Genomic DNA, 15,632 nt, shown 5'->3' on the forward strand with positions numbered 1-15,632 from the left:
ACAAACTGCTCCGCATGCTCGCGGACGTCTGGAAGGCCCATTCGTGAACGACCACAGAGACCCGCAATGGCCCACGGGTGACGACCCGGACGCCGGCAGGCGCGGGCGTCGCCAGGAACAGTCCCAGGAAAGCACTGGGTTCTGGCAGCCGTCCTTCGACGACGATGACGCGCCGGCACCGCAGCAGCAGCCCCAGTGGCCGACCGAGACCCCGCCCGAGCGCCCGCACGCCGCGCCGCGCCCACCGGGCACGCCGCCGCCGGCGGGACGCGCTGGCCCGCCCCGTCCGCCAGGACGTCCACCCGGTGGTCCGCGCCCCGGTCAGCCGGTGCCACCGCCACCCGGTGCCCGGCCGCCGACACCGCCGCCAGGCCAGCAGACAGCCCGCGTTCCCCAGAACCACGCCGCCGACCAGCCGACTGACGTGGTCAGTCCGATCAGCGGCGGGCGCAGCCGTACGTCACCCGAGCCTGAGCTGCTCACGCACCGGGAGTTCGAGGACGAATACGGCTACGGCTACGGCTACGACGATCCGGGCAGCCAGTATGACGAGCCGGTGCTCTCCGACGAGGAGGCGCGCCGTCGGCGTCGCAAGAAGATCTGGCGGCGTGTCCGGCGGACCAGCTACGTCCTCACCGCGCTGATGATCATCGGCCCGCTGGTCGCGTTCTTCGTCGCCTACCAGGTCGTCGACGTGCCGGACCCGGAGAAGCTGGCCAACGACCTGGACAAGACCGTCACGATCGAATACGGCAACGGCGACAACTTCGCGACGGTGGCCCCCAAGGGCCGCCGGACGTTGGTCAAGTGGGAGGACATCCCGGAGCACGTGCGCCAGGCGGTCTACGCCGCCGAGGACGCGACGTTCGAGACCAACGAAGGCTTCGACATCACCGGCATCATGCGGGCTGTCTGGAACAACCTGTCCGGTGGTGGCGGCGGTGGTTCGACCATCACCCAGCAGTACGTGAAGAAGGCGACCGGCAACGAGGACAAGACCCTCACCCGTAAGGCCCTCGAACTGGTGACGGCGTACAAGTTGTCCAACACCAAGGACAAGAAGGAGATCCTCGCCGGATACCTGAACACGATCTACTTCGGGTGCCGGGCGTACGGCATCGCCGCGGCGGCGGAGGCCTACTACGGCAAGCCGCTCAAAGACATCACGAAGATCGAGGCGGCCACGCTCGCCGGAGTCATCCAGCAGCCCGGCCGGGCGTGCAGTGACCCGGAATGGGTGGAGCAGCGCTGGAACTACGTGATGACCAAGCTGGTCGAGAACAAGTGGCTGACGCCGCAGGACAAGGCGGCAGCGCAGTTCCCGCAGCCGAAGGGCGAGTCCGACGCCCAGGGCATGACCCCGGACAAGCAGTTCATCTGGCAGCAGGCCAAGCGTGAGCTGGAAGACCAGGGCATCTCCGAAGAAGAGATCAACAAGAAGGGCTACAAGGTCCAGCTCACCATCGACCCGAGCGCGCAGGCAGCGGCGGCGGAAGCGGCCAAGGCCGTCATGGCGGGTCAGCCGGAGAATCTCCGGCAGGCGATCGTCGCCGTCGACCCGAACACCGGCGGGATCGTGGCCTACTACGGGTTCAACGAGGGTACGAACGGCACCGACTACGCCCGCGGCTGGTACAACCCTGGCTCCTCGTTCAAGCCGTTCGACCTGGTCGCGTTGCTGCACAAGAACAAGAGCATCTACTCGACCTTCGACGGCAGGTCCGGCCGCAAGTTCGGCGGCAGCACGATCAACAACTCCGAGGGCAACGACAGCTGCGGCGAGCACTGCACGGTGGCCAAGGCCATGGAGTTGTCGATCAACACCGTGTTCGCCGACATCGCGTTCCACGAAACGGGCACCGCCGCGGTGGCCAAGGCCGCGATCGAGGCGGGCATCCCGACGAACATCGGCCGGGACCAGAAGCCGCTCGAACGGGAGGAGAACGGCGGCCAGCCCGACCTGAACATCGCCATCGGCGGTGGCCGGTACGTGGCCAGGCCGATCGACATGGCCGGGGCGTACGCGACCTTCGCGGCCAACGGCGTGAAGCGGACCCCGCACATCGTCGCCAAGGTGACCGACCCGAACGACGGCGACAACCTGATCTACGACGGCAACCAGACCATGGGCCAGCCGAAGCAGGCGTTCTCCACCGACCCCGCCGAGAACGCCAAGATCGCCAGAAACGTGACCGAGACGCTGATCCCGGTAGTCAACACCACTCGTAACGGTGCGCTGAAGTGCATCGAAGGGCGTCAGTGCGCGGCCAAGACCGGTACGCACGGGTGCGCCGAGGTGAAGGGCAAGACCACGAAGGCCGACAACTGCGCGGCCTGGACGGTCGGCTACACACCGCAGATCTCCGCTGCTGTCTGGGTCGGCTCGGATCAGAACACGCCGCTGCGCACCAAGCAGGGCAAAGCGATCTTCGGTAGTGGCCTGCCTGGCGAGATGTGGAAGAAGTTCATGGACCAGTACCTGAAGGGGAAGAAGAAGGAGACCTTCCCCAAGTTCAGCGTGCTGGGCACCCCGCAGACCGAGATCCAGCAGCGCGACGACGACGAGAGCGACGACAAGAGGGACAACCGGTCGAGCTCGAGCAGCCCGTCGTCGCCGAGCTCGCCCTCCACCCCGACCGGAACGCCGGGTTCGAGCGCGCCGAGCACGCCGACGAGCGGGCGACCGTCGGGATCGAAGACGCCACCACCGTTCACGCCCCCAGGAATCCCCACTGGCCGGGACCCGGGGGGCCCGGGGGACGGCCCGGGGGGCAACAACGATTTCACGGGCAACGACGGATAGCGGCCGCCTGCTTGATCGCATCCAACTAGCATCCTGCGCGTGCAGTCCGAAGAAACCGGTGACACCGACTCGCTCGACCTGACCGAGCGAGTCGCTCCCACCCGGACAGGTCCGCTGGCCGGAAGTGCGGCCGGGGTGATCGGTGGTCCGCTCGGGCGGCACGCGCAGGTGGGCAGGCAGTGGTTCTGGACGCCACTGCGGATCGCCTTCCTGATCGGTGTGCTCGCGTTGACTGTGAGCTGGTTCGGCAAGGCCGGCTGCATCCAGCAGTACACCAACGACCAAGGCCAGTTCGAGCTCGACTGGCGCACGGCCCGGCCGTACATCGCGATGTGCTACTCCGATGTCGTCCCGCTCTACACCGCCGAGCGGCTCGACCAGCCGGACGCGTTCCCGTACCGGACGAGCTGGATCGACGACGAGGGCAAGCCGACCCAGCAGACCCGGTACATGGAGTACCCGGTGGTCACCGGCATGTTCCAGTGGATCAACGCGAGGCTCGCCGCGGGCTGGCTGGACATGGGCCTGCTGAGCGCCCTGCCGGTCGCGATCTACTTCAACATCACCGCTTTCTGGCTCGCGTTGGCGTGGCTCGTCACGGTGTGGGCCACGATGCGGACCGCGCGGCGGCGGCCGTGGGACGCCGTGCTCGTCGCGGCGTCACCATTGATCCTGGTGCACGCGTTCACCAACTTCGACACGCTGGCCACCGCGGCCGCGGCCGCTGGGCTCCTGGCGTGGGCGCGGCGCAAGCCGGTGCTCGCCGGCGTGCTGCTCGGGCTGGGCGGTGCGGCCAAGTTCTATCCGTTGTTCCTGCTCGGCGCGTTGTTCGTGCTGTGTCTACGAGCCGGGAAGCTCAGAGCGTGGCAACGGACCACGCTCGCCGCACTGGCGACGTGGCTCGCGGTGAACGCGCCGATCGCGTTGGCCTATCCCGCGGGCTGGTGGGAGTTCTTCCGGCGCAACACCGCCCGTGCCGCGGACACCGACTCGATCTACAACGTGATCTCCGGGTTCACCGGCTGGCTCGGTTTCGACGGTCCGCTGGGACCGTGGGAGACGCCGTCCGTGCTGAACGGCTTCACCGTGGTGATGTTCCTGGTGGCGTGCGCGGCCATCGCCTGGATGGCGCTGTCCGCGCCGACCCGGCCGCGGGTGGCGCAACTCGGGTTCCTGCTGGTGGCGTCCTTCCTGCTGATCAACAAGGTGTGGAGCCCGCAGTACTCGCTGTGGCTCGTGCCGCTGGCCGTGCTCGCGCTGCCGAGGTGGAAGATCCTGCTGGCGTGGATGACCGTGGACGCGCTGGTCTGGGTGCCGCGGATGATGTACTACCTCGGCGTGGAGCACAAAGGCCTGCCGGTCGAATGGTTCCTGGGCGCGGTCGTGCTGCGCGACCTCGTGGTGATTGCCTTGTGCGCACTGGTGGTCTACGAGATCTACCACCCCGAGCGCGACCTGGTCCGCAAATTCGGTGACGACGACCCCGCCGGCGGTGTGCTCGACGGGGCCGAAGACAAGTTCATCCTCACAACAAGGCGAGCGGCACCGCTTCACCCATAGCCCGCAGGCCGGCGTCGTTCGGGTGCAGGTGGTCGCCCGTGTCGAACTCCGGCCTCATCCGCAGCGGGTCCTGGGTGTCCCGGACCGCGGCGTCGAAGTCGATCACGCCGTCGAACGCGCCGCCGGTGCGGATGAACGTGTTCACCGCCTGCCGGGTGGCTTCGAGCGTCTCGTTCCAGACCCGCCAGCCCTTGAACGGCGTCAGCGTGCCGCCCAGGACCCGGATGCCCCGGGCCTTGGCCTGCGCGATGATCTGCCGGTACGCGCTGATGATCTGCTGGGGATCGGTCTGGTGCGGGGTCTGCTGGATGTCGTTGATGCCTTCCAGCACGATCATCGTCCGCACGCCGCCGAGGCTGAGCACGTCCTCGTCCAACCGGGCCAGTGCGTTCCGGCCGAAGTCGGTGCCGTCGAGCAGCAACCGGTTGCCGCTGATGCCCGCGTTGAGCACGCCCAGCCTGCGTTGACCGGCCTTGAGCCGGTCCGCCAGCACATCCGGCCACCGGCGGTTGGCGCCCACGGTGGACCCGAAGCCGTCGGTGATCGAGTCGCCGAGCGTGACCACTGACGCGGTCGCGGGCGAGCCCTGCACGTCGACCCCGCTGACGTAGTGCCAGACGTTCGTGCGCTCGTTGTACGGCGTGCCCGTCTCGTCGGTCGTGAAGTTGCCCGCGCGCGTGAAGAACGAGGTCTGCACCGCGGTCGGGTGATACGTGACCGGGCCGGACGGCGTCGGAACATAAGTGGTGACAAGCAGATCCGTGTCCTCGGGCACACGCAGGACCGCCGGGTCGGTCAGGACCTCGGCCCCTGGCGGCACGGTGACCGTCTGCGAACCGCCGAACCTCAGCGTCCGCATGCTGCCCGGCACCGCCCTCGGACTGTTCGGCTCGGCCGCGACGGCGACCGTGACCTGCCCGAACTGCAAGGGTTTGGTGCCGAACGCGTTGGACAGCCGGACCCGGACGACACCGCCGCCGACACTGGTGTGCACGACGTTGCGGATCGAGAAGTTCGGGTAGCCGTTCTCCGTGTTCGGTACGCCCGTCGCGGGCGACGCCGCCCACGTGCCGATCCACCCGCCGGGGGTCTGTGCCCCGCTGGAGGAGGTCAGCAAGCCGATCGTCAGCGTGGCCCCAAGGCCCACGGCCAGCAGTCGTCTCATCAGATCAACGTGCTCGGTCACGCGATCCGGACACCACCGCCGAACGACTGATCTGGCGGCGCCGAGTGTTAACTGAGGGTGGCGGGTTTCGGCACGCCGGGCAGGAAGTCGTCCGGCACCGGATCGTCCACAGTGGATCTCGCGTTCAGGAACGCGATGAACAGGCCCACCAGCAACGCCGCCCGGCCCCACACGCCGATCATCACCGCCTGCGCGGTGAACCCGTCGTAGATCGTGGTCGCCTTGTTGATGTCGATGGCGTGGTACCACTTGAAGATCCCGATGCCCATCGCGATGTCCGCGATGTAGTACGCGATCGCCCAGCCGAGGTGCACCCGCAGCAGCACGAACATCGGCACCAGCCACAGCGTGTACTGCGGCGAGTGGACCTTGTGCAGCAACAGGAATCCGCACAGCATCGCGGCGGACACCGCGATCCACGGGTACGTGCCCGCACGCTTGTAGCGGCGCCAGCCCAGGTACAGCGCCAACGCGAACGAGGCGAGCACCAGGATCGGCGACCACAGCGTGACCATGTCCTGGAACTCGACGTTCTTCGGATCCGACTCCGGCCGGAAACCCCAGAACCAGAACGAGTTCGTGGTGATGTCGGCCTGCCGCAGCCCCTGGAACGTGAACGAGGCCTTCCAGCCGTCGAACCCGGCCAGCGCGAACGGCAGGTTCACCAGGATCGCGGTCAGCAGCGCCACTCCGGCGATCCGGAACATGCCCGCGACGTTGTACCGCTTGCCGGACGGCAACTCCTGGCCGGACCGGCCGCCGGTCAGCACGTACAGCATCAGCGGCATCACGAAGATCGCCGGATAGAGCTTGAACGTGAAGCCGACGCCCAGCAGGATCGCCGAGAACGTGGCCCGTTCCATCAACGGGCGGTTCGCGCCCGCCTTGCCCCAGCCGCGGTGCATCACGTACACGGCCGCGACCGCGCACAACACGACCGGCAGGTCCCAGTTGTGGAAGGCGTACAGCACGACCGGTGGGCCGATGCTCCACAACAGCGCTCGCCAGCGGGAGAGTCTGCCCAGCATCCACGCGGTGAGCAGGCCGAACGGCGCCATCAGGATCGCCGATCCGAGCAGGAACCCGGCGTCGGTGTCGGCGAACAACGCGCCGAGCCAGATCACCACGCCGGTCAGCACCGGGTACTCGACCGTGCCGCCGGTCAGCTCGCCCTTGGCGTTGATCCCGCCGTGCACGTAGGGGAAGACGTGCCGGTCGATGTCCCGGCCGACCCACAGGAACTGGATGTCGGAGTAGCAAGCGTCGTTACGGGCCCGCTGGGTGTAGTCCGGCTCGCTGCGGCCCAGCTCGTCGAACCGCGGGCCGGTGCACCTGTCCTTGTTGGCGAACCCGAGGAGCAAGGTCACGCCGCACAACAGCACCATCAGCGCGAGCGCGAGCCGGCCGAACCGCTTCCCGGCGGATGTGGGCTCGCCGGCCTGCTGCTCGCCCACAGACCTCTCCGCCTCCTTGGACACCTGACCCGCTTGCACCCTGGTCACCCGCCAAGTGCCTGGCGCAGGAACGCGATGTCCTCCGCCTGGCCGTCCGACGGTGTCTCGACCACGACCGGCGCCCCCGCCGCGGCGACGACCGCCGCGAGCACCTCCGGTTCGATGGTGCCAGTACCGATGTTCGCGTGCCGGTCCCGGGAGGAGCCGAACTCGTCCCGCGAGTTGTTCAGGTGCACGAGGTCGATCCGCCCGGTGATCGCCTTGACCCGGTCGACGATGCCGGCCAGGTCCTCCCCGGCGGCGAAGGCGTGGCACGTGTCCAGGCAGAACCCCGCGTCGAACTCGCCGACCGCGTCCCACAGCCGGGCCAGCATGTCGAACCGGCGGGCCATGGCGTTGTCGCCGCCCGCGGTGTTCTCGATCAGGATCGGCAGCGGGAAGCCGCCCTCCTTGACCTGCCGCTCGAAGAACTTCCGCCAGTTCTCGATCCCGGCGGCCGGGTCCTCGCCCTTGGTCACGTGCCCGCCGTGCACGATCAGGCCCTTCGCGCCGATCGCGGCGGCCCCCTCGGCGTGCTGCGTCACGGTCTTGCGGGACGGGATGCGGATCCGGTTGTTCATCGACGCGATGTTCACCGGGTACGGCGAGTGGACGAACACGTCCAGGTCGGTGGCCCGCAACGCCTCGGCGTGCGGGTGCTCAGGCGGCTTCTTCCAGGACTGCGGATCGGCCAGGAAGAACTGCACCACCTCGGCGCCACGCTCTCGCGCGGCGGCGAGCGGATCGTCGTCGCGAACATGGGCACCTATGCGCATGGCCGTCGAGCGTAGTCGGCACGCACTAGCAAACGCGGCGGTGGTAGCCCTCAGGGGGTCGCATTACTCCACCTGGCGGAAGAATCACGCGATTCGACCTAGTGAGCGTCACCACCGGCGCGTAGTGTCGTTGAAATCCGTAGAGGCTACTCGCCGGTACGACGGAGGGCTGGACTATGCGACTCGCCAAACGACTGGCCGCCACGTTCGCGGTGGTCATCGTCGTGGTGACGAGCAGCCTGCTCGGCGGGAGCATCGCGGCCGCGGCGACTCCGGTGGTGATCGGCAGCTGCGCGACCACCGTCCAGGGCGAGCCAGGCACACCGCTCCAACTCCAGCCCGGCGCGGTCCTCGAACCGGTGGTCAACGTCGTCAAGGCACTCGACCCGTTGAACCTCATCACGCCGGGAGTGCGGTCGGCGTTCGCCGCGCTGCCGCCGATCCCGATCGGCGCGATCCCCGCTGGCGGCGGGTTCATCAGCGGTGGCCAGATCGCCAACGCGGTGATCGCCCAGCTGAACAAGATCCCGCTGCTCGGCCCGATCCTCGGCGGCGTGGCCAAGGATGTGCAGGACGCCCTCGCCGGCATGTGCGGTGTGACCGTTCAGGTCGTCAACACCGCCGCGGCCCAGGCCCAGGGCACCACCGGCGCGCTGGCGGACGCGGCCAACGGTGCCGCTCAGGCGATCATCCCCGGCGCGGGCGGATCGAAGCCCGGCACTCCGGGGGGTGGCGGCACCCAGCCGACCAAGCCCGGCCCTGGCGGCAGCCAGGGCGGCGCCCCGGGCGGCAGCCCGACGATGACCGCCCCGACCCTACCGGTGATCGACGGTCCGCCGCAGGCACCACCGCTGATGGGGTGGAACGGCTGGAGCACCGGCCGGTCGCCGATGACCGACTACAGCATGATCCCGTTCGCCCAGGCTGGCCTGTACTCGCCATCACCGGCGGTCCGGTACGGCACGGGCGTGCCCGGCTACAGCCCCCAGTTCGGCATCCTCGGCGTGGACAACCCGCCGAACGACGGTGTCCAGGCCGCAGGACACGCCGAGGCGATCGGCGGCTCGTCAAGCCGCAACGACATCGACCTGTCCGTGCTGCTCGCCGTGCTGGCCCTGTCCGGCGTGACGGCCGCCCTGGTGCGTACCTGGGTGCTGCGCAAAGCGGCCGTTTGAAGTCCTGTAGTCTTTTTGGCCGTAGACCCTCCTGCCATGGAGAGACCATGGCCGCGAGTCCACAGGAGGTGAGTGGTCTTCATGCGTCATTACGAGGTAATGATCATCCTCGATCCCAGCACCGACGAGCGCAACGTGCAGCCGTCACTGGAGAACTACCTCAACGTGATCCGCAACTCCGGCGGTTCGGTTGAGAAGGTCGAGGTCTGGGGCAAGCGCCGGCTCTCGTTCGAGATCAACAAGCACGCCGAGGGCATCTACGCGGTCCTCGACGTCAACGCCGAGCCCGACGCGGTGAAGGAGATGGACCGCCAGCTCTCCCTGTCCGAGTCGATCCTGCGCACCAAGGTGCTGCGTCGCGTCGACAAGCGTCCGGCCGCCAGGGCCTGATCTCACACCCAGCTAGGGAGCCGATATGGCAGGCGACACGATCATCACCGTGGTCGGCAACCTGACCGCCGACCCGGAACTGCGGTTCACCTCGTCCGGGGCGGCCGTTGCCAGCTTCACGGTGGCTTCGACGCCGCGCACCTTCGACCGCCAGAGCGGCGAGTGGAAGGACGGCGAGGCGCTGTTCATGCGGTGCAGCATCTGGCGGCAGGCCGCTGAGAACGTGGCCGAGTCGCTCACCCGTGGTGCACGGGTGATCGTGACCGGCCGGCTCAAGCAGCGGTCCTACGACACCCGTGAGGGTGAGAAGCGCACCGTCATCGAACTGGAAGTCGACGAGATCGGTCCCTCGCTGCGGTACGCCACCGCGAAGGTCAACCGTGTCAGCCGTGGTGAAGGCGGCGGCGGTGGATTCGGTGGTGGCGGCGGAGGCAACAGCGGTGGCGGCAGCCGGCAGACCGTGCCCGCCGACGACCCGTGGGGCTCAGCGCCTCCGGCCGGTGGCGGCGGCGGTGGCGGCTTCTCCGACGAACCGCCTTTCTAACCCCCAGATCTCTCAGGAGTAGTTCTCGTGGCCAAGCCACCCATTCGCAAGCCGAAGAAGAAGGTCTGCGCGTTCTGCAAGAAGGACGCCGTGGACACGTTGATCGACTACAAGGACACCGCGCTGCTGCGCAAGTTCATCTCGGACCGCGGCAAGATCCGCGCTCGCCGGGTGACCGGCAACTGCAGCCAGCACCAGCGGGACATCGCCATCGCGGTGAAGAACGCCCGTGAGATGGCGCTGCTCCCCTACACGTCGACCGCGCGCTGATCGGAGGGACAGAGATGAAGCTGATTCTCACCACCGATGTGAGCGGCCTCGGCGGCCCCGGCGACATCGTCGAGGTCAAGGACGGGTACGGCCGTAACTACCTGCTCCCGCGTGGCCTGGCGATCCTGGCCACCAAGGGCGCGGAGAAGAACGTCCGCACGATCCGCCGGGCGCAGGACGCTCGCCGGGTGCGCGACCTCGACCACGCCAAGGAGATCAAGGCCACGCTCGAGGGCCTTGGTGCGGTCCCGCTCAAGGCGAAGGCGGCCGCCGGTTCCGGTAAGCTGTTCGGTTCGGTCACCACGGCCGACATCGTCTCGGCGATCAAGGCCGCCGGTGGTCCGCAGCTGGACAAGCGGACCGTCGAGCTGCCCGGTCACATCAAGAACGTCGGCAAGCACACCGCCAGCGTCCGGCTGCACCCGGACGTGAACGTGTCGGTGAAGCTGGAAGTCACCGCCGCCGGCTGACGTCGGATCTGCTGCGAGCCACCCTCCCGGGGCATCCTCGGGAGGGTGGCTTTGTTATCCACAGGCTGTCCCCACGATGGGGTGAAACCAGACATCGCGACACGCCGACGGCCACTTTCCGCGCGACACGCCGACGTATTTTCGACGAGTTTTTCCACACCTCGTACACAGGCCCTGACCTGCGGATTCGATTCTTATACCGGCAGTTGTCCCCAGCTTGCCCACAGGCCCATCGATGCCTGTGGTCAGCTCCGGTCATCCATCCACAGGTTGTCCACAGAAGCCTCCCCAGCACGGTTTGGTGACTGTCGGACAAGCCCTCTAGCGTGCATCGCGACACCCCGATGACGTTGCCTGACGCGGTACCGCCCGGGGTGTAAGTTCGAACATATGAGCGAGGAGGGGCTGCTCTGTGGCGCTGACGGATGACCGGGGACCAGCACCGGTTGACAACGGCGGGAGCCACCCGACGTTCGACAAGCAGCCGCCGCAGGACCTGCCGGCCGAGCAGTCCGTGCTCGGCGGGATGATGCTGTCGAAGGACGCGATCGCCGACGTGGTCGAAGTCCTGCGGCCCGGTGACTTCTACCGCCCCGCGCACCAGGCGGTCTACGACTGCATCCTCGACCTCTACAGCCGTGGTGAACCCGCCGACCCCATCACGGTCGCCGCGGAGATGGAACGCCGCGGCGAACTGCGCCGCATCGGCGGCGCCCCGTACCTGCACACCCTGATCGCCACCGTGCCGACCGCGGCGAACGCCGGGTACTACGCGGAGATCGTGGCGGAGAAGGCGGTGCTGCGCAGGCTTGTCGAAGCAGGCACCCGCATCGTCCAGCTCGGGTACTCCGGCCAGGACGGCAGCGACGTGAACGAGATCGTCGACCGCGCCCAGTCAGCGATCTACGAGGTCACCGAACGTCGCACGACCGAGGACTACGTCGCCCTCGAAGAGCTGCTGCAGCCCACGATGGACGAGATCGACGCCATCGCCTCGCGCGGCGGCTCCTCCCTCGGCGTCCCCACCGGCTTCGCCGACTTCGACGAACTCACCAACGGCCTGCACCCCGGCCAGATGATCATCGTGGCGGCCCGTCCCGGTGTCGGCAAGTCGACGCTGGGACTGGACTGGGCCAGGTCCTGTTCGATCAAGCACGGGATGAGCAGCGTCATCTTCTCGCTGGAAATGAGCAAGACCGAGATCGTCATGCGGATGTTGTCGGCGGAGGCGAAGATCCGGCTCGCGGACATGCGTGGTGGCCGGATGACGGACGACGACTGGACGCGGCTGGCGCGGCGGATGAGTGAGATCTCCGAGGCGCCGCTGTTCATCGACGACTCGCCGAACATGACGATGATGGAGATCCGGGCGAAGGCGCGCAGGCTCAAGCAGCGCAACGACCTGAAGCTGATCGTGCTCGACTACATGCAGCTGATGACGTCGGGCAAGCGGGTGGAGAGCCGCCAGCAGGAGGTCTCGGAGTTCTCCCGGTCGCTCAAGCTGCTGGCCAAGGAGCTCGAGGTTCCGGTGGTCGCGATGAGTCAGCTGAACCGTGGTCCTGAGCAGCGGACCGACAAGCGCCCGATGCTGGCCGACCTGCGTGAATCCGGTTCGCTGGAGCAGGACGCCGACATGGTCGTGCTGATCCACCGGCCGGACGCGTGGGAGCGGGACGACCCGCGGGCCGGCGAGGCCGACCTGATCATCGCCAAGCACCGTGCCGGTCCGACCGCGACCATCACCGTGGCCCACCAGCTGCACTACTCGAAGTTCGCCGACCTCGCCCAGGCCTAGTCACTTGTGAAGTAGCCGGGGGACGCTGCCTGGTGCGGTCGTCATTGGTACGGGATGGGGACGCCCGCGGCCCGCAGTTTGGTCTCGACGAGCGCGTTCAGCCGGGTCCAGGCCGGTGCGTGATCTTCGAGGTGGTGGTTGATCAGCCCGTATCGGGTGGCGTCGTCGGACCGGGGCCGGTAGTCGGTCGGCAGGGTCAGGTGCTCGCGGTTGGCCAGCAGGTTGTCGGCCAGGTCGGACGCCAGCTCGTCGATCCGAGGGTCGTCCGGCGGCCAGGACCGCGCGTCCCAGCCGCGCTTGGTCAGGGCGACGAACTGCGGGTCGTCCAGCCGGTGTTCGAGCTGGGTCAGGAAGATGTCGAAGAACTTCGGTGCCAGTGCCCTGGCCAGCACCAGGCCTTCCCGCTGGCTGGCCACGTAGACCGGGTCGAAGCCGAGATCGGTGAGCCGGTCCAGGATCGCGAGGGCGCGGCCGGGCAGCAGGAGCCGGTCGCCGTCGGCGAGCTGTCGCAGTGTGTCGCGCCGGGCGATCAGGTCGGCGATCCGTTCGGTGAGGCGACGTTCGACGTCGGCGAGTGCGGCGGTGAACTGCTCGGCGTCGGCGTCGAGCAGTGCCCCGACTTCGGCCAGCGGCACGCCGGAGCTGGCCAGGGTTCGGACCTGGACCAGCCGCAGCAGGTCAGCCGATCCATAACGCCGGTAGCCGGAGCTGTCGCGTTGTGGTTCGTTGAGCAGTCCGTGCTGGTGGTAGTGCCGCACGGTTTTCACCGTGACCCCGGCGAATGCCGCGGCCTGGCCGATCGTGACGCCTGTCGACTTGACCGAGATGGTCGGGGAAGCCATGCGACGAGTGTGCAGCCTGCCCCTAGGTCAAGGTCAACCCGACTGTCCTCGTACCGCACCGCCGCAGAACACCTCGTTGAGGAGCTTGTCCAACGCCTTCGGGTAGTCCGCTACCAGGTCGATGTCGGCGTCCCCGCTGGTGATCGAGGCGGTCAGGGTTTTGCTGCCGTCGGGCGTGCTGTACATCAGCGCTCCGTAGCCGATGGTGCTGCCGTTGTGGAAAAAGAGGGTGCCGCCGCAGTTCGGGCTCGCGTCCTGCACGCGCAGTCCCAGGCCGAAGCCGCTCTTCGGGTGTGGCGTGCGCATCTCGGCCAGCAGCGGGGCGGGCAGGAGTTTGCCGCCCAGCAGCGCGGAGAAGAACGTGTGGAGATCCTCGGTGGTCGAGATCATGTCACCGGCGGCGAACAGCAGGGAGGGGTTCTGGCGGGTGACGTCGACCGTCTTCGGTTGGCCGTCGTCCTGGTAGCGGTAGTAGCCGTGGGCGTGCGGCCCGGGGATGCCCGACCAGGCACCTGGCACCACAGTGCCCCACAGCCGGAGTGGCCGCAGGATCCGCCGTTGCATCTCCTCGGCGTACGAGCGGCCGGTGACCTTCTCGATCAGCCGCGCGGCCAGCGTGTAGTTGGTATTGGAGTAGTTCCAGTCCGTTCCCGGCGTGAACAGGGCCGGCTTGGACAACGCGAACCGGACCAGTTCGTCGGGTTGGTAGGTGCGGAACCGGTTGTCCACCCATTCCTCGCCCGTGGAGGGGAGGCCTGGCATGGCCGTGCCGTTGTAATAGTCGCCGGTGTGGTTGAACACTCCGCTGGTGTGTTGCAGCAGCATCCGCACCGTGATCCGCCGGTCCAGCGCGAACTCGGGCAGGTAGCCGTGCACCGGGGTGTCCAGTCCGATCTTGCCCTCGGCCACCAGTTGCAGCACCACGGTCGCGACGAAGGTCTTGGTGTTGCTGCCGATCCGGAACCGCCCGTTCACCGGCGGCTTCGCGGCGTCGCCCAGCTTGCGGACCCCGGCGCTGCCCACCCACTCGCCTCGCTGGTCGTGCACACGTAAGTGCATCCCGGCGAAGCCGATGTCGACGAACGTCTGGATGGCCTCCTGGAGTTCCGGACGGCTCTGCTGCCCGGCGGCCGCCGCGCCGGCCGGGGCGGCGACTCCGGCTACCACCGCGGCAGCCAGAGCCGTGACCGCCACTCGCCGCAACCCTCCGACCGGCGAAGTAAGCCGAGCCGTGGAAGTGATTTCGTTCTTCATGCGGCCAGGCTCCACCTTGCCCCAAGGGCGGGGTCAACTCCCGGAGATCACTTTCCGCCGAGCTTCCTGAGGGCCGCGGCCGTCAGGTCGGTCGCGGGCTGGCAGTTCGTGTCCTCAGGTGCTTCGCGGTAGACGCTGACCCGCAGCCGTTCGACTGTCTTGGTGCCCATCGGGCGATCGAGGGGCCGGTACGCGAGCTCGGCCGAGCAGCTCGGCACGTGCCGGTTGGCGCCAGAACCGCTGCCTGCCCAGGTGTCGGTGACCGCTTCGCGGCCGTCGATGGTGATCGCGCGGTCGGTCTTCTCGTCGACCTCCGGCCGGTGGCCGCGGACGAAGGTGACCAGGAGGCTCGGGTCGGCCGGGCCACCGGTGTCGATGGTGCAGGTCTGCCGGTTGTACGCGGGAGTCAGCTTGACGGGGTCACGGCCGAGCACTCGCCGGATCTCGGTGAACTCGATGACGTGGCAGGCGTCGTGGCGGGCGAGCGAGTCCGGTGACACCTCGGCAGGTTTCAGTTCGCCCCGCGCCAGCTGCGGCACCATGCCGTCGACCACCGCGTCCGCGAACTCGCACGCGGGTCCGCGAACCGGAGCACGGCTCGCGGCGACGAAGATCGTCGACTGTTCGGACACCACGATGTACCGGCGGCACCAGTTGGTGTCCTCGTCGCCGTGGAACGTGATGCCGTTGCGGGAGATCGGTTTCGCTCCGGCAGGCGGTGCGAACCTGAAGGCGACCTGAACGGTTGCCTGATCGTGTCGCGCCATGACGACAGTCATCTCGCACTCGGTGAACGCTATGCCGATGTTCATCGACACCCTGCCGAACTTCGCCAGCGAGTCCTGGTTCATCAACGCGCATGGGTCGGCCTGGGCGAGTTGTTCGGCGGTGACCGCGATACCGCCGGTAGGTGGCACCGCCGCGACCGACGTCACCGTCGTCGGGGCTGGTGGTGGCGGCGGCGGTGCCGGTTCGGACGTGCAAGCCACCGCGCACAGCAGCGCTACGAAGATGAAGCTGTGCCGGACCATGATCCGAAGGTAGTCACGATCGGCGGGACCCCTCCCGGTCAGT

14 protein-coding genes are annotated in these 15,632 nt (G+C 68.0%); 8 read left to right on the forward strand and 6 right to left on the reverse strand.

The genetic code is table 11. The features are described from left to right. The first annotated feature begins 43 nt into the window (after nucleotides 1-43). Nucleotides 44-2,803: a transglycosylase domain-containing protein gene (locus GC106_RS05860; RefSeq protein ID WP_173125192.1), complete on the forward strand. Its 2,760-nt coding sequence runs from the start codon at nucleotides 44-46 to the stop codon at nucleotides 2,801-2,803. A gap of 39 nt (nucleotides 2,804-2,842) precedes the next feature. Continuing rightward, nucleotides 2,843-4,363: a glycosyltransferase family 87 protein gene (locus tag GC106_RS05865; protein ID WP_312872456.1), complete on the forward strand. Its 1,521-nt coding sequence runs from the start codon at nucleotides 2,843-2,845 to the stop codon at nucleotides 4,361-4,363. Here GC106_RS05865 and GC106_RS05870 read toward each other — a convergent pair. From GC106_RS05870 to GC106_RS05880, 3 genes are all read right to left on the reverse strand, one after another. Next, nucleotides 4,329-5,528 (reverse strand): SGNH/GDSL hydrolase family protein, encoded by a 1,200-nt coding sequence (locus tag GC106_RS05870; protein ID WP_173125194.1) that lies wholly within the window; start codon nucleotides 5,526-5,528, stop codon nucleotides 4,329-4,331. The two genes, GC106_RS05865 and GC106_RS05870, sit on opposite strands and share 35 nt — an antisense overlap. Before the next feature lie 68 nt (nucleotides 5,529-5,596). Further along, on the reverse strand, nucleotides 5,597-7,051 hold the full coding sequence (locus GC106_RS05875; RefSeq protein WP_312872457.1) for a glycosyltransferase family 87 protein: 1,455 nt from the start codon (nucleotides 7,049-7,051) through the stop codon (nucleotides 5,597-5,599). Continuing rightward, nucleotides 7,048-7,818, reverse strand: coding sequence for a deoxyribonuclease IV (locus GC106_RS05880; RefSeq protein WP_173125196.1), 771 nt, complete (start codon nucleotides 7,816-7,818; stop codon nucleotides 7,048-7,050). Before GC106_RS05880 ends, GC106_RS05875 begins: the two co-directional genes overlap by 4 nt. A 176-nt stretch (nucleotides 7,819-7,994) precedes the next feature. On the opposite strand from GC106_RS05880, the gene GC106_RS05885 reads away from it, so the two are divergent. The 6 genes from GC106_RS05885 (at nucleotide 7,995) to dnaB (ending at nucleotide 12,462) form a co-directional block, all read left to right on the forward strand. Next, entirely contained in the window at nucleotides 7,995-8,993 is a 999-nt protein-coding gene (locus tag GC106_RS05885) for a hypothetical protein (protein WP_173125198.1), read from the forward strand. An 81-nt stretch (nucleotides 8,994-9,074) separates the two neighbouring features. Beyond that, nucleotides 9,075-9,383 carry a 30S ribosomal protein S6 gene (gene rpsF, locus GC106_RS05890; RefSeq protein ID WP_173125200.1) on the forward strand — a complete coding sequence of 103 codons (309 nt, stop codon included), beginning with the start codon at nucleotides 9,075-9,077 and terminating at the stop codon, nucleotides 9,381-9,383. A gap of 25 nt (nucleotides 9,384-9,408) precedes the next feature. Continuing rightward, the gene (locus GC106_RS05895; RefSeq protein WP_173125202.1) at nucleotides 9,409-9,927 is read left to right on the forward strand and encodes a single-stranded DNA-binding protein; all 519 of its coding nucleotides are present in this window, start codon (nucleotides 9,409-9,411) and stop codon (nucleotides 9,925-9,927) included. A 27-nt stretch (nucleotides 9,928-9,954) separates the two neighbouring features. After that, a complete protein-coding gene (gene rpsR, locus GC106_RS05900; protein WP_033380198.1) occupies nucleotides 9,955-10,197 on the forward strand; it encodes a 30S ribosomal protein S18 in 243 nt (80 codons plus the stop codon). Between the two features lie 14 nt (nucleotides 10,198-10,211). Further along, complete coding sequence (rplI, locus tag GC106_RS05905; RefSeq protein WP_173125204.1) at nucleotides 10,212-10,667, forward strand: 50S ribosomal protein L9; 456 nt, start codon at nucleotides 10,212-10,214, stop codon at nucleotides 10,665-10,667. Between the two features lie 412 nt (nucleotides 10,668-11,079). Then, nucleotides 11,080-12,462, forward strand: coding sequence for a replicative DNA helicase (gene dnaB, locus GC106_RS05910; protein ID WP_173125206.1), 1,383 nt, complete (start codon nucleotides 11,080-11,082; stop codon nucleotides 12,460-12,462). A gap of 41 nt (nucleotides 12,463-12,503) precedes the next feature. On the opposite strand, the gene GC106_RS05915 is transcribed toward dnaB, so the two are convergent. From GC106_RS05915 to GC106_RS05925, 3 genes are read right to left on the reverse strand one after another with little or no spacing between them, the layout of a single operon-like run. Then, complete coding sequence (locus GC106_RS05915; protein ID WP_173125208.1) at nucleotides 12,504-13,304, reverse strand: MerR family transcriptional regulator; 801 nt, start codon at nucleotides 13,302-13,304, stop codon at nucleotides 12,504-12,506. 33 nt (nucleotides 13,305-13,337) lie between these two features. After that, the gene (locus GC106_RS05920) at nucleotides 13,338-14,558 is read right to left on the reverse strand and encodes a serine hydrolase domain-containing protein (RefSeq protein WP_173125210.1); all 1,221 of its coding nucleotides are present in this window, start codon (nucleotides 14,556-14,558) and stop codon (nucleotides 13,338-13,340) included. A 47-nt stretch (nucleotides 14,559-14,605) separates the two neighbouring features. Then, the gene (locus GC106_RS05925) at nucleotides 14,606-15,589 is read right to left on the reverse strand and encodes a hypothetical protein (protein WP_173125212.1); all 984 of its coding nucleotides are present in this window, start codon (nucleotides 15,587-15,589) and stop codon (nucleotides 14,606-14,608) included. Nucleotides 15,590-15,632 lie beyond the last annotated feature (43 nt).

Origin of the sequence: Kibdelosporangium persicum, assembly GCF_013280595.1 — a bacterium.
Lineage (GTDB): Bacteria > Actinomycetota > Actinomycetes > Mycobacteriales > Pseudonocardiaceae > Kibdelosporangium > Kibdelosporangium persicum.

Excerpts from the sequence above, each read along its gene's own strand:
- GC106_RS05895 (WP_173125202.1), top strand. The coding sequence starts at position 9,409 with ATGGCAGGCGACACGATCATCACCGTGGTCGGCAACCTGACCGCCGAC.
- rplI (WP_173125204.1), top strand. The coding sequence starts at position 10,212 with ATGAAGCTGATTCTCACCACCGATGTGAGCGGCCTCGGCGGCCCCGGC.
- GC106_RS05885 (WP_173125198.1), top strand. The coding sequence starts at position 7,995 with ATGCGACTCGCCAAACGACTGGCCGCCACGTTCGCGGTGGTCATCGTC.
- GC106_RS05870 (WP_173125194.1), bottom strand. The coding sequence starts at position 5,528 with ATGAGACGACTGCTGGCCGTGGGCCTTGGGGCCACGCTGACGATCGGC.
- GC106_RS05880 (WP_173125196.1), bottom strand. The coding sequence starts at position 7,818 with ATGCGCATAGGTGCCCATGTTCGCGACGACGATCCGCTCGCCGCCGCG.
- GC106_RS05920 (WP_173125210.1), bottom strand. The coding sequence starts at position 14,558 with ATGAAGAACGAAATCACTTCCACGGCTCGGCTTACTTCGCCGGTCGGA.
- GC106_RS05915 (WP_173125208.1), bottom strand. The coding sequence starts at position 13,304 with ATGGCTTCCCCGACCATCTCGGTCAAGTCGACAGGCGTCACGATCGGC.
- rpsF (WP_173125200.1), top strand. The coding sequence starts at position 9,075 with ATGCGTCATTACGAGGTAATGATCATCCTCGATCCCAGCACCGACGAG.
- GC106_RS05925 (WP_173125212.1), bottom strand. The coding sequence starts at position 15,589 with ATGGTCCGGCACAGCTTCATCTTCGTAGCGCTGCTGTGCGCGGTGGCT.